The organism is Rhodopila sp. (genome assembly GCF_965277825.1).
In the GTDB taxonomy this organism is placed as follows: domain Bacteria; phylum Pseudomonadota; class Alphaproteobacteria; order Acetobacterales; family Acetobacteraceae; genus Rhodopila.
On record NZ_OZ255846.1, the window covers coordinates 1,494,079 to 1,511,708 of the forward strand.

At 64.9% G+C, this 17,630-nt stretch carries 18 protein-coding genes and 2 tRNA genes; 10 read left to right on the plus strand and 10 right to left on the minus strand.

What is annotated here, in order from left to right:
• Nucleotides 1–61 precede the first annotated feature (61 nt).
• Both ACQY4T_RS07555 and ACQY4T_RS07560 read right to left on the minus strand, forming a co-directional pair.
• The gene (locus ACQY4T_RS07555) at nt 62–391 is read right to left on the minus strand and encodes a BolA family protein (protein WP_428539601.1); all 330 of its coding nucleotides are present in this window, start codon (nt 389–391) and stop codon (nt 62–64) included.
• A gap of 226 nt (nt 392–617) precedes the next feature.
• Nucleotides 618–1,892 (minus strand): MFS transporter, encoded by a 1,275-nt coding sequence (locus ACQY4T_RS07560; protein WP_428539604.1) that lies wholly within the window; start codon nt 1,890–1,892, stop codon nt 618–620.
• Between the two features lie 185 nt (nt 1,893–2,077).
• Here ACQY4T_RS07560 and ACQY4T_RS07565 point away from each other — a divergent pair, with 185 nt between their 5' ends.
• The 6 genes from ACQY4T_RS07565 (at nt 2,078) to ACQY4T_RS07590 (ending at nt 5,632) form a co-directional block, all read left to right on the plus strand.
• Nucleotides 2,078–3,049: a DUF2891 domain-containing protein gene (locus ACQY4T_RS07565; RefSeq protein WP_428539607.1), complete on the plus strand. Its 972-nt coding sequence runs from the start codon at nt 2,078–2,080 to the stop codon at nt 3,047–3,049.
• Between the two features lie 280 nt (nt 3,050–3,329).
• Nucleotides 3,330–3,548: a translation initiation factor IF-1 gene (gene infA / locus ACQY4T_RS07570; protein ID WP_158924133.1), complete on the plus strand. Its 219-nt coding sequence runs from the start codon at nt 3,330–3,332 to the stop codon at nt 3,546–3,548.
• 27 nt (nt 3,549–3,575) lie between these two features.
• Nucleotides 3,576–4,184, plus strand: a complete 609-nt coding sequence (locus ACQY4T_RS07575; protein WP_428539610.1) for a Maf family protein — start codon at nt 3,576–3,578, stop codon at nt 4,182–4,184.
• Complete coding sequence (locus tag ACQY4T_RS07580; protein ID WP_428539613.1) at nt 4,181–5,293, plus strand: ribonuclease E/G; 1,113 nt, start codon at nt 4,181–4,183, stop codon at nt 5,291–5,293. The genes ACQY4T_RS07575 and ACQY4T_RS07580 overlap by 4 nt, the downstream gene beginning before the upstream one ends.
• The gene (yacG, locus tag ACQY4T_RS07585) at nt 5,286–5,468 is read left to right on the plus strand and encodes a DNA gyrase inhibitor YacG (RefSeq protein WP_428539616.1); all 183 of its coding nucleotides are present in this window, start codon (nt 5,286–5,288) and stop codon (nt 5,466–5,468) included. The genes ACQY4T_RS07580 and yacG overlap by 8 nt, the downstream gene beginning before the upstream one ends.
• 88 nt (nt 5,469–5,556) lie before the next feature.
• A tRNA-Phe gene (locus ACQY4T_RS07590) sits at nt 5,557–5,632 on the plus strand.
• A 276-nt stretch (nt 5,633–5,908) separates the two neighbouring features.
• Here the strand turns inward: ACQY4T_RS07590 and ACQY4T_RS07595 are convergent.
• From ACQY4T_RS07595 to ACQY4T_RS07610, 4 genes are all read right to left on the minus strand, one after another.
• Entirely contained in the window at nt 5,909–6,970 is a 1,062-nt protein-coding gene (locus tag ACQY4T_RS07595; RefSeq protein ID WP_428539619.1) for an OmpA family protein, read from the minus strand.
• A 171-nt stretch (nt 6,971–7,141) separates the two neighbouring features.
• Nucleotides 7,142–7,234: transfer RNA gene (locus ACQY4T_RS07600), tRNA-Sec, on the minus strand.
• A gap of 19 nt (nt 7,235–7,253) precedes the next feature.
• Nucleotides 7,254–8,612, minus strand: a complete 1,359-nt coding sequence (gene selA / locus ACQY4T_RS07605; protein WP_428539622.1) for an L-seryl-tRNA(Sec) selenium transferase — start codon at nt 8,610–8,612, stop codon at nt 7,254–7,256.
• Between the two features lie 103 nt (nt 8,613–8,715).
• Nucleotides 8,716–9,927 (minus strand): carbohydrate porin, encoded by a 1,212-nt coding sequence (locus ACQY4T_RS07610; RefSeq protein ID WP_428539625.1) that lies wholly within the window; start codon nt 9,925–9,927, stop codon nt 8,716–8,718.
• A gap of 399 nt (nt 9,928–10,326) precedes the next feature.
• Here ACQY4T_RS07610 and ACQY4T_RS07615 point away from each other — a divergent pair, with 399 nt between their 5' ends.
• The 3 genes from ACQY4T_RS07615 to ACQY4T_RS07625 are packed head-to-tail and all read left to right on the plus strand — an operon-like array spanning nt 10,327 to nt 12,851.
• Nucleotides 10,327–11,193, plus strand: coding sequence for a metal ABC transporter solute-binding protein, Zn/Mn family (locus tag ACQY4T_RS07615; RefSeq protein ID WP_428539628.1), 867 nt, complete (start codon nt 10,327–10,329; stop codon nt 11,191–11,193).
• 4 nt (nt 11,194–11,197) lie between these two features.
• A complete protein-coding gene (locus ACQY4T_RS07620) occupies nt 11,198–12,028 on the plus strand; it encodes a metal ABC transporter ATP-binding protein (RefSeq protein ID WP_428539630.1) in 831 nt (276 codons plus the stop codon).
• Nucleotides 12,012–12,851, plus strand: a complete 840-nt coding sequence (locus ACQY4T_RS07625) for a metal ABC transporter permease (RefSeq protein ID WP_428539633.1) — start codon at nt 12,012–12,014, stop codon at nt 12,849–12,851. Before ACQY4T_RS07620 ends, ACQY4T_RS07625 begins: the two co-directional genes overlap by 17 nt.
• 13 nt (nt 12,852–12,864) lie before the next feature.
• Here ACQY4T_RS07625 and ACQY4T_RS07630 read toward each other — a convergent pair whose 3' ends face one another.
• The gene (locus ACQY4T_RS07630) at nt 12,865–13,329 is read right to left on the minus strand and encodes a Fur family transcriptional regulator (RefSeq protein WP_428539636.1); all 465 of its coding nucleotides are present in this window, start codon (nt 13,327–13,329) and stop codon (nt 12,865–12,867) included.
• A 509-nt stretch (nt 13,330–13,838) separates the two neighbouring features.
• Between ACQY4T_RS07630 and ACQY4T_RS07635 the strand changes: the two genes are divergently transcribed.
• On the plus strand, nt 13,839–15,284 hold the full coding sequence (locus ACQY4T_RS07635; protein WP_428539639.1) for an NCS1 family nucleobase:cation symporter-1: 1,446 nt from the start codon (nt 13,839–13,841) through the stop codon (nt 15,282–15,284).
• A gap of 196 nt (nt 15,285–15,480) precedes the next feature.
• Here the strand turns inward: ACQY4T_RS07635 and ACQY4T_RS07640 are convergent, their stop codons facing one another.
• The 3 genes from ACQY4T_RS07640 to ACQY4T_RS07650 form a co-directional block, all read right to left on the minus strand.
• Nucleotides 15,481–15,825, minus strand: coding sequence for a type II toxin-antitoxin system PemK/MazF family toxin (locus tag ACQY4T_RS07640; protein WP_428539642.1), 345 nt, complete (start codon nt 15,823–15,825; stop codon nt 15,481–15,483).
• Nucleotides 15,825–16,058 (minus strand): AbrB/MazE/SpoVT family DNA-binding domain-containing protein, encoded by a 234-nt coding sequence (locus ACQY4T_RS07645; RefSeq protein ID WP_428539645.1) that lies wholly within the window; start codon nt 16,056–16,058, stop codon nt 15,825–15,827. The genes ACQY4T_RS07640 and ACQY4T_RS07645 overlap by 1 nt, the downstream gene beginning before the upstream one ends.
• A gap of 103 nt (nt 16,059–16,161) precedes the next feature.
• Nucleotides 16,162–17,547, minus strand: a complete 1,386-nt coding sequence (locus ACQY4T_RS07650) for an MFS transporter (protein WP_428539648.1) — start codon at nt 17,545–17,547, stop codon at nt 16,162–16,164.
• Between the last annotated feature and the right edge of the window lie 83 nt (nt 17,548–17,630).

The window sequence follows — 17,630 nt, forward strand, 5'->3', positions numbered from 1 at the left end:
AAGAACCGGAGAATTATCTTCCGTCAGTCACCGCCAGATCCTGCGCCGTGCGCTCGCCCGTTCACGTGCAGTTCGGCGGCTTTCTTCCGTCAGCCTCCGCTTGTTCCTGCGGCGTGCGCAGGGTCAGCGCCAGCGCGTGCATGCCGCCCTGCTCCGCCGGTCCGAACTCCGCCGCCAGGGCGGCGTGTACCACGCGCGACCGCGCGACGCGGCTGACACCCTGGAACGCCGCGCTGATCAGCAGCACGCTGTAATGCGATTGGCCGCCAGGCTGCGCTCCGGCATGGCCGGCGTGGCTGGCGCTGTCATCCTGGATCGTCAATTCCGCCGGTGCGAACGCCTGGACCAAGCGTGCCCGCATCCGGTCGGAACGCAGCGAGGGGTTTGTCATGGCGTCGTCGTCTATCCTTCCCGATCCGATCCGACTTGGTAATCCGTCCGCCGTCAGATCGAGGCAGACATCAACCGCGAGTCAACGCACAAACACGGCTGCATCCTAACGCTGCGGTTCGGCTGGTCAAACCTGGCCGGTGGTCCCGCGGTCGCATGTGCCATCGCTGCCCGGCGATGCCCGGCGTTGCAGGCCGGCTGTTTCGCGCTTTCCGCCCGCCGCGGGACTATCGCCTCGCTGCCGCCAGAGGCGTCGTTGCCACCGCCCGCGCGGCATTCACAACGCACATCCCAACGCCGTCAACGTCGAGACCAGCGCCGCCGCGGCCAGCACGTACAGTCCGGCCTGGAACGTGCCGGTCGCATCCTTGGCGAAGCCGACCGCGATCGGCCCCAGGTAGCCCGCGAAATTGCCTAGCGAGTTGATCAGTGCCAGCCCGGCGGCGAGTGCCGTCCCGGTCAGGAATGTCGAGGGCAGCGGCCGCCGCCAACACCCACAGGCTGTCATGCAGCATCGCCGCCAAGAGCATCCCGATCGTCGCCAGGCCGCAGGTCACCACCAGCGTCCAATAGCGATCGGCGATCTTGTCCGACAGGTGCCCGCACGAAACGATCGCGATGGTGCCGAACAGATATGGCACTGCGGTCAGCAGCCCGGCCTCGGTATTGGAGACCCCGATCGCTTTCAGGATCTGCGGCAGGAACAGCACCGTCCCTACGCCGGCCATGCCGATCCCGGCGAAGATCACCGTCAGGATCAGCAGTCGCGGATTGGTCATCGCCGACAGGATGCCGAACGAGCGCACCTGCTCGATCGCATGGGTCTCACGGCGCAGAGCGTCATTTAGCCAATCGCGCTGTTCCTGCGTCAGCCACTTTGCGTCGGCCGGCCGCTCGGTCAGCCAGAACAGCACGGTCACGCCGACCAGGGCGGTGGGAATTCCCTCGCCCACGAACATCCACTGCCAGCCGTGCAGCCCCCAGATGCCTTCCATCTGGAGGAACGCGGTGGACAGCGGCGCGCCGATCGCGGTCGCCAGCGGCAGTCCGGTCAGGAACCAGCCCACCACGCGGCCACGATGGTTCTGCGGGAACCAGCGGTGGAAATACAGCAACAGGCCGGGAAACAGGCCCGCCTCGGCCACCCCGAGCAGCACGCGAACGATGAAGAAGCTGGTCGGACCGGTCACCAGCGCGGTCGCCGCCGACAACAGGCCCCAGGAGATCATGATCCGAGCGATCCAGATCCGCGCGCCGACGCGTTCCAGGATGATATTGGACGGAACCTCCAGCAGGCAGTAGCCCCAGAAGAACGCGCCCGCCGCCAGCCCATAAACCGATGCGCTCAGGCCAAGGTCATGATTCATGGTCAATGCCGCGAAGCTGACATTGATACGGTCCACGTAGCAAAGGATGTAGAGCAGGAAGCAGAACGGTATCAGCCGCAGATAGATTTTCCGCAGCGTCGTCCGCTCCAGAGTCGAGGTCCCGGATGCGTCCATGGTCGCCCCCCTCGGCGTTTGGTTTGTGTTATTGTGAAGACGATGTCATTCAATCGAGCACGGACACAAGCTCCATCGCGGGACGTCGGATTGCCTCCGCCAGACACAGCGCCCCGGATCGGGATGGCTGCTGGCGTGGTGTTGCCCGAAGCTTGCTGGCGGGATGAGGTATTCTGGAATCCCCGATGACCCCTGACCTCGCCAACCGCTTCGCGGAAATCGCACTGGGGCACGTCAGCCGCGAGTACCCCAATAAGCTGGACCATGTCATGGCAGCCCCGGACGATGCCCAAGGTCCCCGGGCGCTGCACCCGGTATTCTACGGCAGCTTCGACTGGCACTCCTGCGTGCATGGTTACTGGATGTTGGCCCAGCTCTATCGGCGCTTCCCCACGATGGCGAACGCCAGCGCAATTCGCGGCCGGTTCGACACCCACATTGTCGCGGAACGCATCGCTGGCGAATGCGCCTACCTCGCGCGACCTTCGACCTCGGGCTTCGAACGCCCCTATGGCTGGGCGTGGTTGCTGAAGCTGGCTGCCGAACTGGCCGCGCACGAAACACAAGAAGGCCGCGCCTGGTCCGCCGCGTTGCAGCCGCTAGCGGAGATCTTCGCTGCTCGGTTCGGCGCCTTTCTGCCGCTGGCCAATTACCCGATCCGCGCCGGCGTGCATTCCAATACGGCCTTCGCCGCCCGTCTTGCGCTGGACTATCCGGACGCGGCGTTGCGGACCCTGCTGACCGACACGGTGCGGCGCTGGTATGGCGGCGACGCGGACTGCCAGGCGTGGGAGCCGGGCGGCGACGAGTTCCTCTCACCGGCGCTGATCGAAGCCGAGTGCATGCGCGCGGCGCTGCCCGAAGCGGAATTCCGTCCCTGGTTCGCGGCTTTTCTGCCTCGGCTCCGGCAGCGCATTCCCGCCGCTTTGTTCACACCGGCCACCGTCAGCGACCGCGCGGACGGCAAGATCGCGCACCTCGACGGGGTTAACCTGAGCCGAGCCTGGTGCTGGCGCGCGCTGGCCGACTTCACGCCCGATCCTGGGGCGACACGGCGCGTGGCGGAAGCGCATATCGAGGCCAGTTTGCCGCATGTCAGCGGTGAATACATGGGCGAACACTGGTTGTGCAGTTTCGCGACCTTGGCGTTGGGGTGAGGTTGTCCGGAGGCCCGCGGGCGGTGACGACCCGGTCGGGCGCGCCATCTCCGATGTCGATCGAGAACGACCCTGTGCTCCGGGCTGGTTCGAGCGTCCTTGGTGAGCCTGCTTCTGTCCCCGTATTGAGCACCCGGCCTGTTGGGTTCTCCCCGCGTCAGGCCACGTTGCACGGCCTGCGGCGGGGCCGCATGGTCGGCCGCCGCGGCGTCCGACACGCCTTGACCTCGCTCGCTGCGAACCTCATGTTCCCGCCTGTTCAACCGAACCAAGAGGCCTGATGTCAAAAGAGGACATGATCGAATTCAGCGGCACGGTGATGGAGCTCCTGCCCAACGCCATGTTTCGCGTCAAACTAGACAACGAGCACTCCATCCTTGCTCATACCAGCGGCAAGATGCGCAAGAACCGCATCCGCGTCCTGGCCGGCGACCGGGTCAATGTTGAGATGACGCCGTACGACCTTTCCAAGGGCCGCATCACCTTCCGCTTCAAGTAGTGCGCGACTAGTGCGCGACCCTGGCGGGTGAAGCCGCTGCCGCTGATCCTGGCCTCCTCCAGCCCGCGACGACTGACGCTTTTGAAGCAGATCGGCATCGTGCCGGATCAGGTCGTCCCCCCCGACATCGACGAAACCCCTGCCCACGACGAGTTGCCTCGCCCGTATGCGCAGCGCATGGCGCGTGCCAAGGCTGCCGCCATTGCGTCCTCCGACCATCTGGTGCTCGCCGCCGACACCGTGGTTGCCGCCGGGCGGCGCATCCTGCCCAAGGCCGACAGCGGGGAGCAGGTCCGCGCCTGCCTGACGCTGTTGTCCGGTCGCCGTCACCGGGTGATGACCGCGATCGTCCTGATGAACCCGCCGGTCGCCCAGCCGGACCTCAGCCCGGATATCGGGCGGCAACGCACCGAACGCCTGGTCGAAAGCATCGTCACCTTCAACCGCCTGACCGAGGCCCAGATCGAAGCCTACGTCGCCACCCGCGAGGGTGAAGGCAAGGCCGGCGGCTACGCGATCAACGGGCAAGCCGCCGGCTTTGTGCGTTTCCTGTCCGGCAGTCACTCCGGCGTTGTCGGGCTGCCGCTGTTCGAGACCGCGCAATTGCTGCGCGGCGTTGGCTGGCAACTGCCGTGACTGTGTCGATCCGCGTCGCCTGCAGCCCTGGCGAAGCGCGGATCGCGGTGATCGACGACGATCGCCTGCTGGACTTTGCGCTGTGGCGTCCCGGCGCCCCCGACGGGGTCGGCGATGTGCATCGCGGCCGGATCATCGCCCAAGTCCCCGCGATCGCCGGCGCCTTTGTCGCGCTGACCGACGCCGAGGGATTTCTGCCCGATAGCGAAGGCGCCAAGGGACTGAATGCCGGGACCATGCTGACCGTCCGCATCACCCGCGCCGCCCAAGGCAGCAAGGGTCCGCGGCTGACCGCCAGGCTGGATGAGCCGGTCTCCGCCGGTCCACTGGCATTGCTGCGGCGCGGGCCCGACCCGGTGACCCGACTTGCCGCGCGTTATCCCCGCGCACGCATGCTGGTGGACGATGCCGGCCTCGTTGCCAGGCTGCACGGCCTGGGTCAGCGCGTCTCGGTCGCGCCGCGGGGCGCGGCGATGTTTGACGACGAGGTTGCTGAGGCGATCGACGCTCTTGCCGATCCCATCGTCGAGCTTCGCGGGGGCGCCCGCTTGTCGATCTGGCCGACCCCAGCATTGGTCGCCATCGACGTTGACGCCGCCGCCGCGCTGGCCGGTTCCGGCGGCCCTAGTCGGCGGCACGAGGCGCTGAACCGAGCCGCCGTTGCCGCGGTGGGCGAACAGATCCGGCTGCGGAACCTGTCGGGCGGCATCGTCGTTGATCTGGCCGGACTGTCGCCGCGCAAACGAGCGGTATTGGCACCCGATTTTATCGCTGCCCTAGCAAAAGACCCGCTGAGTCCTAAATTCCTCGGCTTTACCGCGCTCGGCCTGGCTGAGATCGTGCGTGCGCGGGTGCATCCGCCATTGCACGAGCTACTGGCGGGACCTCTGGCTGCGGGTCTGTCGGCGCTGCGCGCGGTGTTGGCCGGCTTCGACCAGAATCCGCGCGCGCTGCCGGCGGTGCGAGCCCATCCGGGGGTCGTATCGGCGTTGCAGGCCGATCCGGCCGCACTGCCCGACCTTGCTCGGCGCATCGGCCGGGCGGTGACCTTGCGATCAGACCCATCCCTGCCAGCGACGGCCTGGGTGCTGGAGAAGGACCATGGCTAAGTCATCATCGAACTGCCCGATTTGCGGCCGAAGCGCTTCGGAGGCGACCCTGCCGTTTTGCACGCCGCGTTGCCAGGAGGTCGATCTGGGCCGCTGGCTCACCGGCGTCTACCGCATTCCGGGACCGCCGGCCGAATTGGACGACGACCCGCCGCCATCGCCCGAGGCGGCCTGATCGCGCCGCGCCGGTTACCAGTCCGAGGAGCGCTTGATCCGATGGCGAGCATGGGTTAAGCACCCGGCCTCCGAGACGGCTACGCGATGCCCAGGTAGCTCAGTTGGTAGAGCATGCGACTGAAAATTGCAGTGTCGGTGGTTCGATTCCGCCCCTGGGCACCATTTCCTCGATCGATGCGGTTTGCGGCGCCAGCCCTTTGAACGACCGCACCGCGCCCCGACAGAGTTCAAGCCGAGTGCGTATGTGCCGTTGGGAATGGCGCTTCGTCCTTGCCATCCAAGCACTCGATGGCCAGGCGGCCACACGCGTTGCCAGCCTTTTACCGGCGCACCCCGGATAACCGCCGCGCTGAGTCTGGTCTCGCATAGGCGCAATTGAGATCGGCACGAAAAAGGGGCGCCCGAGGGCGCCCCAATCCTTCAGTCCGATAAGCGGATCTACTTGATGATGATTTCGACGCGCCGGTTCTGCGGCTCGCGAACACCTTGGCCGGTCGGAACCAGCAGATGGGTTTCGCCAAAGCCCTGGATCGCGATGGCGCTCTTGGGCACGCCGTCCTTGACCAATTCGGCCGCCACGGCGTTGGCACGCCGCACCGACAGACCCTGGTTGTAACGGGCGGTGCCCGAGGTGTCGGTGTAACCATTCACCTCAAGCTGGGTGTATTGGACCTTGGTGGAGTTCGCGGCCGCCTCGGACACGATCTGGCGAGCACGATCGGTCAGCGTCGCTTTGTCCCAGTCGAAGAACACCAGATAGGAACGCGATACCGGGGACGCCGGAACCGGCGCGGCAACCGGGGCGGCCGGCGGCGGGGAGACACCGAAGTTGTAACGCAAGCCGACCAGGATGGTGTGGTTGAAGTCGTCGTCCAGCCTGATCTTTCCGGGGACGCCATTGACCTGGCCGGGATAGTTGCGGTGGTCGACCAGGCCCAGGAACCGGTAATCGGCGGTCAGCGCCAGACCCGGTACTGTTTCGATTGGAAAGGCCGCCCCGACGATGCCCTGATAGGCGATACTGCCATCGGTTCGGGTGCCAGCGGTAGCGGCAAAGCCAGGGCCGCTCGCGTGCAGATTCCGATCCTGCGTCCAGATGTAGCCGCCACCGACGCCGACGTAAGGCTGCACAGGAAGTGAAGGGAACAGACCGTCCAGACCATAAATCACGTTGATCATCGGGCCGAACTTCTGTTCCTGACCGCCGGCGTTGTTGGCGCCCGACAGACCCTTGATGGTGTTGTAACGATAGGTCCCCTCGAGTTCTACCCGCAGCCCATTGCCGAGGCCAAAGCCGATGTCGAGATCAGCCGCTGGGCCGACCCGGGTTTGAAGGTGACCACCGGCACCAAACGCCCCGGCGGCGACCTTGGCGGTTTCGTCGTGCATGATGTTCACACCGCCGGCGCCACCGATGTAGAGGCCGGTGAGGGGCTGGGCCTTCGCGGCAACCGGCAGCGCCAGGACCGTAGCCGCCAGCAAAGCATTGCGGAACTTCATTGATACTCTCCTCAGATTCTCGACCGTTGCGGGGAAGGTCCAAAAAAACCGAGCGGCCTGCCCTTTCGCTGGTATAACCATAGCGGTGCATCCCAAGCATAGCGAGAGGCTCGGAATCGAAAACGCCACACTGTTGCGATTGGGCCACAGATCGTTCGCACCACAGGAAGGCGGAAGAGAGCAGGAGTCGAACCTGCCCGGGACCGCTGGGCAGCCCCAACCGGGTTTGAAGTCCGGCCGACCCACCGGGGCCGCTTCTCCTCCGCCACGCAGTATCTTCCGCCTAGGTCAACTGCGCAATGAAGCCGGCCTCGTCGCCGGCCTCGAGGCATCGGCAGTCCAGGATCAGTCGGCCTCGGGCGATCCTGCCGATCACCGGACGGGGCAGCGCGCGCAGTAGTTTCGCCAAGTTTTCCAAGCCAGTGCCGCCGATGGTGACGGCGAACGAGGGCAGCAGATCGACCGGCAAGGCGCCCGATCCGATCTGGCTGCGGCACGCCTCGGTAGCGATGACGCGGTCCGGCCAGCGTTGTGCCATCACCGAACCGATGCGTTCCGCCGTGGCTTGGATGTCGGCCTGCGACCGGGTCAGCAGACGCAGTGCCGGCAGGCGTTCGGCGAGCCGATCGGGATCGGCATAGAGTCGCAGCACCGTTTCCAATGCCGCGAGACGCGCTTTGTCCAGTCGTAGCGCGCGCTTGAGCGGATTTCGATTGATCGCGGTGATCGCGGTTTTATTACCAACGATCAAGCCAGCCTGCGGGCCGCCCATCAGCTTGTCACCGGAGAAGGTGACGACATCGGCCCCGGCGGCGAGTGATTGGCGCGGCGTCGCTTCGTGCGGCAGACCCCATCGCTCGAGGTCCACAAGGCTGCCGCTGCCCAAGTCCTCGATCAGCGGAATGTCGGCTTGATGCGCGATGTGGCCTAGGGTTTCGGTCGGCACCATCGCGGTGAAGCCGACGATCGCGTAGTTGGCCTGATGCACGCGCAGCACGGCAGCGGTGGTCTGCGGAACGATAGCATCGGCATAGTCCCGCGGATGGGTCCGGTTGGTGGTGCCGACCTCGCGCAGAATAGCACCAGAGCGGCTGATGATATCGGGGACGCGGAATGCGCCGCCGATCTCGATCAGTTCGCCGCGCGAAACAAGCACCTGCCTGCCCAGCGCCAGCGTGTTGAGAGCCAGCATCACCGCGGCGGCGTTGTTGTTGACCACCGTTGCAGCCTCCGCACCGGTCAGTTCGCACAGTAACGAGCCGACGTGATCATCGCGTTCGCCGCGCCGGCCGGTGGCAAGATCGAATTCCAGCGATGTGGCGTTACGCAATGCCTCGGCCGCGGCTTCGGCGGCCTCGGGCGGCAAGGTCGAGCGGCCAAGGTTGGTATGCAGAACTGTTCCGGTCATGTTGAACACCGGGCGCTGCGACGCCGCGAACCGAGCGGAGAGATGGTCGGCAGCCTGATCGAGGACCGCCGCGAGCGTCGTGCCGCTGGGCGCGCTGAAGCCCCCGGCGGCGCGCCTGGCGGATAGGGTGTCGCGCAGCGCCGCGGTGACCGCGGTGCGGCCGAAACGGATCAGCAGCGGTTCGGTCTCAGGGGCTCGCAGCAGCGCGTCGATCGACGGCAGCGGGCTAGGCATGTTGGACCATGGCTGCCGTATCGTAGGCCGGGGATGGCGGCGAGCATAGCGGGACGCGGGTCGGCGTGGATCGGGACTTTGGGTTGCACTTTGACGGTAGCGTTCAAAACGTCACGTTGGTGCGCAAACCAAGCACCAGCTCGTTGCCGACACGCTGCCCGGGAGTTTGCGGGTTTGCGATGCCGCCGCCCGGCGTGAAGACATATTGCAGGTCGGGCTGAACGATCCACCAGGGCGCGATCTGGGCTTGGTAGGTCAGCTCGATGAAGCTCTCGCTGGAGCGGATCGGCACACCCATGCCGGAATAAAACACCGAATCCTTGTCCAGGTTGGAGGCGGCGTTGCTGACCCGCGCAAGGCCATAGCCGAGCCCAACCGAGTCGTTATCCCGGCCTGCGAACGGCGCCTTGAGCGTGATGCCGGTGTTCACGGTGAAATTCAGCAGATTGCGATCACCCGGGCCGCCCATAAGTCGGGCAAACACGCCGACGGCGCGCGGGCTTTGGGGATCGGGCCGCCAGAGCATCTGATCCATCACGCCATAGATGCCGAAATTGTTGTGCCGCATCAGTGCATTGCCGCTGCTGGCGGGATCGGCGAGCGAGATCCCGGCGGTGTCGAAACGCTGATCCGGAAATGAGCCGGCATCGTAATATGCACCCAGTTTATATAGCCCCGGCAGGCCGGTTGGGGGCGCTCCGGCCTGTGGCGTCCCGGACGGCGGCGGGTTCAAGGCGTATTGGACTTCGGCGATGAACAGTGCCCCGGTGCCGGTGTTGAACCTGGTGCCCGAGCGTTCGGCGCCCCGCAGTTGGCTATCATCGGCAAACCGGCCGCCGGGCGGATTGTCGTCGAACAGGCCGCCCAGCACGGTGACTGTATCGGTTGGCTGTCCACGCAGGCGAACCCCCAAGGAGGACAGCGGATAGGCCGGACCGCCGGCATAGAGGTCAAGCGAGGGAAGTGCCGGCCAGCCCATCATGGTATTGATGAACAGGCTCGATCCCTGACTGGTGATGAATTCCTGATCGAGGCTCTGTTGGCCGATTTTGATGTCGAATTTGCCGTCCAGGAAGCTCTGTTGATACCACAATTCCCAAAGCCGCGTGGCGCGTTCAGCCTCGATACCGCTGGCGGTCTGGATTGTCAGCAGATTGTCGGTGCTGAGATTGCGGCCGTGGATCTGCAGCGCGCTGACGTTGAAGACCCCGCCTGGCAGGCCGAAGGCTTTCCCGGTGTCGACACCAAGGCTCATCATGGTCAGGCCATCGTAAGCGGCACCGCGATGCACGCCTCCGGTAACGTTGCCAAGCACTTCGCTGGTCTCCGTGAGACCGAAAGAGACGCCACGGTTCGCAAGTAACGGGCGAAGGCCGCCGATGTCGCCGAGCAGATTTGCGCGCTCCCACAATCCGGTGGGAGCCTCTGGCGAGGGCACCCCGACGCCGGTTTGACCGGGTGTCGGGTCCGCTGGATCGGACGGCGTGGCGGGCCCGGCAGGGCTTGTTTGAGCCATCGCCGGCAACGCCCAAAGCAGCCAGATGGCAGCCCCAAACATGCACTTCGAGGCTTGACGGTGCGGCATTCTGGCTTCCCCTAATAATCAACAACTAGACCGACTGTACGTTATAGCGTTGCACAGCCTGGACAGGGCAAACGCTACGTTATAGCGTCTCATCTCTCAAGCGCCTTTCGTGCTTGCTTGGAGATCAGAATGAACAAGTTCCCCGTCTTGGCCGCACTCGTGGTCCTGATCGCAGCTCCATCGCCGGCGTGGACCGCGGCTCCGATCAACGTCGTTGCCGCCGAAAACTTTTATGGCGATGTCGCGCGCCAGATTGGCGGTGCGGACCTGACGGTGACGAGTATCCTGACCAATCCCGACCAGGACCCGCATCTGTTCGAAGCGAGCCCATCCGTGGCACGGGACATTTCCGCAGCCCGGGTCGTCATCTACAGCGGCATCGACTATGATCCGTGGATGCAAAAGCTGCTGGAGGCGGCGCGCAGCCCGAACCGTACGGCGATCGTGGTGGCCGGTCTTGTCGATAAGAAACCCGGTGACAATCCGCACATCTGGTACGATCCGGCGACCATGCTGGCGCTGGCCAAAACCCTGGCCAGCGATCTGGGCAGCGTCGATCCCTCCCACGAGGGTGACTACCAGCAGCGTTTGGCGCGGTTCCAGCAGTCCATGCAACCGATCCAGGCCAAGATCGCAGCGCTGCGCGGACGACTGGCGGGCACACAAGTGACGGCGACCGAACCGGTGTTCGGCTACATGTTCGCGGCACTCGGGATGGAGGTGCGCAACATGGCGTTCCAGATTTCGGTGATGAACAACACCGAGCCGAGCGCATCCGATGTCGCCGCGTTCGAGAACGACCTCAAGACACACCAAGTAAAGCTGTTGATCTACAACAGCCAGGCGTCCGACCCGGTCGCCGAGCGGATGCAAAAAATCGCCAAGGCCTCGCATGTCCCGGTCGTTGGCGCGACCGAAACCGAGCCGCCGGGCAAGACTTACCAGGCCTGGATGCTGGGCGAACTTGACGCGGTGGATCACGCGCTGCCGAAGTAGCCCGGTGAACGCAATCGAGTTTCATGACGTGCGCCTGGCGCTAGGCGGCCGCATCGTCCTGGCCGGCGTCAACCTGAACATCGCCGCACGGGAGTTCGTCGGTGTAATGGGGCCGAACGGCGCTGGAAAGACGACGCTGATGCGCGCCATCCTCGGACTGGTGCGCCCGAGCCGCGGCAGCATCCACGTGCTGGGCCGGCCGGCGGCGCGCGGCAATCCCGCGATCGGCTACATGCCGCAGGTCCGCGGCGCCCTGTCTGGCATGCGGCTGAGCGGCTGGGACTTCGTGGCCGGTGTGCTCGACGGCAATCGCTTGGGTCTGCCGATCCCGGGCAAGGCGGGCCGGATCGAGATCGACCGGGCGCTCGATCTGGTCGGCGCCCGCGAGCTCGGCGCGCGGCCGCTGGCCGAGACCTCGGGTGGTGAGCGGCAACGCCTGCTGCTGGCTCAGGCGCTGATCGGCCGGCCTCGGCTGTTACTGCTGGACGAGCCGCTGATCAGCCTCGATCCGAACCACCAGAGTGGTGTGGTCGCGTTGACCAAATCGCTGCAGACCGAGCTCGGGATCGCGGTGCTGTTCAGCGCGCATGAGTTGAACCCGCTGCTCGGCGCGCTCGACCGGGTGCTCTACCTCGGCCGCGGGCAGGCGGCACTCGGCACGGTCGATGAGGTGATCACCGGCCCGGTGCTGTCACGTCTGTATGGGTCCGAGATTGACGTGGTGCGTCTCAAGGGCCGGATCTTCGTCATGGCCGGCAGCCAGGATGTGGAACGCGACGAACACCGCCACGATGAGGGTGCCAACCATCGGGGGGCACATGCGCGCCATGCTTGATTATGATTTCATGCGCAACGCCTTCGCCGCAGCCAGCATCGTCGCGATCGTCTCGGGCGCGGTCGGTTATTTCCTGGTGCTGCGCGGGCAGACCTTCGCCGGTCACGCGCTGGCCCATGTCGGCTTCACCGGGGCCACCGGAGCATTTCTGGTCGGCATTACCCCGCTATGGGGCCTGGTGCTGATGACCGTCGCCGCCGGTATCGGCATGGGCTTGCTGGGCGAGCGGCTGGCGCAACGCGACGTGGCAATCGGCATCGTGCTGGCGCTTTCTCTTGGTTTCGGCCTGCTGTTCCTGCACTTTTACACCGCCTTTGCGACGCAGGCGACGGCGCTGCTGTTCGGCAACGTGCTGGCGGTGGATGTCGGAACGGTCTGGACCCTGCTGGCGTTGGGCATCGTCACTCTGGTCGTGCTGGCGGTGATTTCCCGACCGTTGCTGTTTGCCAGCTTGCAGCCTGAACTGGCCGAGGCAAAGGGCGTTTCGTTGCGGCTCTATTCGGTGCTGTTCCTGGCCTTGGTGGCGCTGGCGACCGCTGAGTGCGCGCAGATCGTTGGTGTGCTGCTGGTGTTCACCCTGATGGTCGGTCCCGCGGCGGCGGCTCAGCGGCTGACCAGCGGCGTGGGAACCGGTGTCCTGCTGTCCGCCGCACTGGCGCTGCTGGAGGCCTGGGCCGGTATCACGCTGGCCTTCTATACCGATTGGCCAAGCAGTTTCTGGATCACCGCGGTCAGTGCCGGGTCTATCTGGCCACTGCCATGCCACGACGGACAGCCTCGAGGCAATCGATTGAAGCCATGGACCAATTGGCAAGCGTCGTGACACCACCAAAGCGCTAGCGGGAAGCCGAATGCGCGCAGGCGGCGCAGGTGCCGTCGAGTTCGACGACTGCCTTGCCGGGGTGAAAACCCTGACGCTCAGCAGCATGCTTCAGCGCCTTGGAGACGGCGAGGTCCTCGATCTCAGCCACGCTGCCGCAGTGCCGGCAGATCAGAAACTGGACCGGATGATCGTGCGGAACCGCTTCATTACAGGCGACAAACGCATTCAGCCGCTCGATCTTATGGACCAATTTCTGCTCCATCAGGAAATCGAGCGCGCGGTAGACGGTGGGGGGCGCCGCGCCCTTGCGTGTCGCCTGGAGCCGATCAAGAAGCTGATACGCGGTGGCTGGGGCCTCAGCCTGCAGGACCAGTTCCAGGACGAGTCGGCGCAATTCGGTGAGCTGGGCGCCTTGGCATAGGCAGGTCCGAGCCGCCGCGTCCAGTTGCGCTTCGATGGCGCGCCGTTTCGACTTCATCGATCACCTCGAGCTGACGCATTCCGGTATGGTATATCATACTATTTTGGTTTGCCAGCGGGCGCTTTCTGATGCACGTTCCTGGTAACGCAGGGCGACGCCAAAGCCGGAAACGGCCTCTCGGACCGTAAGCCGATCGGTCGCGTCGTGCAGCGGGTGGTCCGAAGGGTGAGGGTAATCGGGTTTCCGTGGCGGCGCGGGATCTGGTCCTGGTGTCCGAAAATCATCTTGCGGACCGCCGCTCCGAGCTGTCTGGCTAACCGAGAGGCAAGGTTGAACAAGTTCCGGGCAGGCCGGTCCGGGCATCGCCGTACCCACTCACCGCGGACAAGACCCGGGACCCGTCAGGCGGGAGCCGCGCCGCCGCCTTCTGCCGCGGATTGCCCCAGGTCCCGAAGTTCGCGCTTGCTGGTTCGGCATTGGTGCGGTTGAACTTCTGTCTGCATCTCTATCCGGCACTGGATGGCACTGATTTTGCAAAGCTTTGCGGGGAATGGACGGAGATCAGCATGGCCAGTGCGACAACTTTTGAGGCGCAACCCGAGGAACTGTCCGGTGCTGGCCTGGAGCCCGGGCTCTACAACGCGGATCTCGCGCCGGTGCCGCTGGCGCGGCGCGACTGGACCTGGATCAACATGTCCACCGTCTGGATGGGCATGGTCCACAACGTGGTGGCCTACGAGACCGCTGCTGGTCTGATGGCGCTGGGGATGAATGCCTGGCAAGCGATCGCGGCCACCGCCATCGCCTACTTCGTGCTGTTTTTCGCGATGTGGTTCAACGCTGTTTCCGGCACCCGTTATGGCCTGCCTTTCTGCGTGCTGATCCGTTCATCATTCGGCCCGCGGGGCGCTCAGCTTCCGGTGCTGATACGCGGCTTCGTGGCGATCTTCTGGTTTGCCGTTCAAGGCTATGCCGGCAGTCAAGCGATCGACGCCATCCTGGGTACACTGTGGCAGCCGTGGACGACATTCAGCCTGTCCATCCTGGGTCTGTCGCTGCACGGGTGGGTGTCGCTCGGGCTGTTCTGGGCGTTGCACGGCTGGATCGTCAGCCACGGCGTGCATCGGATCCGCAACTTTGAACTGTTTGCCGGACCGCTGGTGATCATCGTCGGCGTGATGGCGACGATCTGGGGTCTGCGCGTCGGCCATGGCCTTGGTCCATTGTTCAGCCAGCCGTCCCACCTGTCGGGCAGCCACGGATGGCTGATCTTCGCCACCGGGGTGACCGGCCTGCTTGGCACCTGGTGCACCTTCGCGGTCAATATTCCCGATCTTTCGCGCTTTGTCCGCTCTGAGCGCGACCAGGTCATCGGGCAATTGATCGGTCTGCCGATCACCGCCGTCGTGTTCACACTCATGAGCGTGATCGTGACGTCGGCCACGGTCATCGTCTACGGCAAGCCGATCTGGAATCCGGTCAACCTGCTGCTCGCGATCGGTCATCCGCTGCTGTTGATCTTTGGCGGCATCACGATCGTCATCGCCACCCTGTCGGTGAACGTCGCGGCCAACATCATGCCGGCCTGCTACGACCTGGTGAACCTGTTCCCAAGACGGCTGAATTTCTCAAGCGCGGGCATGGCGGTGCTGGCGATCGGCCTGCTGTTCTTCCCATGGGTCTGGTTTCAAAACGCCGACAGCATCTTCAAGGTCCTGAGTGCGATCGGCGGCGTACTTGGCCCGGTGACAGGCATCATGCTGGCGGACTACTTCGGCCTGCGTCACCAGCACTACGACGTGGCCGACCTCTACCGTTACGATGGGCGCTATGGTGCCTCCGGCGGCTGGAACTACGCCGGGATCATTGCATTCGTGATCGGTGGGTTCGCGGCCCTGAGCGGGCTGGTCGTGCCCGCGCTGGCCCCGTTCTACGCGTTCTCCTGGTTCATCGGCGTGGCCGTCGGCGCGATCGTCTACCTGGCGCTTTCGCGAACGCTAGCGCGCGCGTGAGCGTCTGGGGTGCGGGCGTTGGTCCGCCCGCTTTCGGGATCCATCGGCTCGTCCGGACCACTGCTGCGATCGCATGGTCGGGGTCAGGGTCAAGCCGGGCGCGTGCCGTTGGCCTAGGATATTATGCGTGTCGATCGGGGCCGGCAGCTCGATCGGGTCACCGACTTTCGGGGGTGATGCGTCCCCCGGATATCATTCAGATCGCGGGTATCGCCGCGACCTGCTCCAATAGGGACTCGACCAGTCCCGGCGGCGCGGCGGCAAGATAGCGGACATGACGAGCGACATAGTCGATGCTCTTGGTCTGATCGGCCAGCAATACGCCGCCGATCTTGGTTCCAGGGGGAACGGGAACCTCGAAGGGCCAGCCGCGCCGGTTGTTGGTGGCTGGGGCAACGAAGATGTACCCGGTCCGATCGTTGAATTCACCATCGGATAGGACCAGCGCCGGCCGTTCACCGGATTGCTCGCGACCCACGCGGGGGTCGAGGACGACGCGAACGAAATTGCCGCGCGCTGGAACATAGCCAACACGAAGCATCAGATGATCTCGCGTCCAACCGTTGGGCCAAAGTCGATTGGGTCCGGCCGGTTCTCGGGGTTGCACTGCGCCAGCAGGTCCGCGAGTTTCAGGCGCTTGCGCCGGATCACCAGATGACTGCCTTCGACGAGCACCTCGACCTGAGCGCCCGCCTCGAGGCCGACCTGCTCCAGCATCGGCTTCGGCAGCCGGACGCCGACGCTATTACCCCACTTTTGCAATGTTACCGCCATGCGGGCCTCCTTGAATATACATAGTATATTTTCCAAGGAGCTTAAAGCGTCGCCGCCAGACGCCTTTTGGGCGGTGGGTCCGACCGGCCCGCAAGTGCGGCGGCTACTCGGCGACGGCGGGGGCTGCCTTCAGGGTGCGATCGATCTCTTCGATCGAGCGCCCCTTTGTTTCGATACCCAGGAACAGATAGACCGCGCCGGACAGCACGAACCAGCTTGCCAGATAGAGAAACGCGGGCTGGATCGCACCGATCGTGGCCTCCGGCTTGACCACGTTGGAGCTGCCGACGACCAGGGCCAGGCCGAGCGGGCCGATGATCTTGCCGATGCCGCCGAAGCCGTAGGCGCTGCCCATTCCGGAGGTGCGCAGGTGCGACGGCCAGACCTCGGCGGCATAAGGTCCGACCACGGCGAAGCCGCCATCGGCGAAGAAGAAGGCGACGATCAGCAGCAACCAGAACGCCGAGACGCCGAACATCATGTCGCTGTGGTAAATTCCGGCCAATGCGATGAACAGTGCGGCGCCAAAACCAAGTATGCCGCCCGAAAGGCGGCGGCCGATCTGTTCGGAAAGCCAGGAGAACGCGACGCGCCCAACGATTCCGCCGATGGTCAGGGCGATCATGGCCTTGGACGCCTCGGCCGCCGAAACGTGCAGCACAAGGACGAACAGGGTGGGTGCCCACAAAATTACGCCGTAGACGCCGGTCTGGGCGCCAAGATTGCCCAACCAGGAAACCATCAGGCTGCGCGGGTAGCTGAACAGGTCGAGGAAGCGGGTGGGCGTCGAACTGCATTCCAGCGGCGTCGGGTCGGGCAGCGTGTCCGGTTCCACCTCCAGCGCCCAGGCGAGCGATTTCTTGGCTTCCGCGACGCGGCCCTGGCGCAACAGCCAGCGTGGCGATTCAGGCACCCAGACGCGGATCAGCAGCACCGCCAGTCCGGGAAGCACGCCGATGGCGAACAGGCCGCGCCAGCCGATCTCGGGCGTCAGATAGCCGGCGAACAGGCTGCCGATCATCACTCCGATGGGGATGAAGGAAGTAACCAGGCCGCCGATGAAGCCGCGTTTCGATGCTGGCATGAATTCCTGCACCAATGGCAGGTCCACGCAATACAGGCCGCCGACACCGAAGCCGACGAGAGTGCGGAACAGCATCAGAAAAATCCAGCCATGATCGGGCGTGAAGTAGAGCGCGCCAGTGGCCAGGGAAAAGTTCAGGATGGTCAGGTTGAACACTGGCCGGCGGCCGATCTTGTCGGCCATCCAGCCCCAGAAAGCGGCGCCCAGGATGGCGCCGATGCCCGACGACAGCAGAATCATCGCTGACTGCAGGAAGGTCAGCTTCCATGGCCCAACGACAAAGGCCAGAACAAAGCCGATCAGGAAATAATCGAAGAATTCCAGCATGTCGCCGAGCACCGCGGCGGCGACGATGCGTTTTTGGTTGCCGGTCAGCGACAGGCGCTGATCCAAGACCTCGAACATTGTTTCCCTCCGGCGCCAGACATGGGGGGCCGTGACTGCTGTCTGGCCGTCGGCTGAACGTTGGGGGAATGCTGTCACATCCG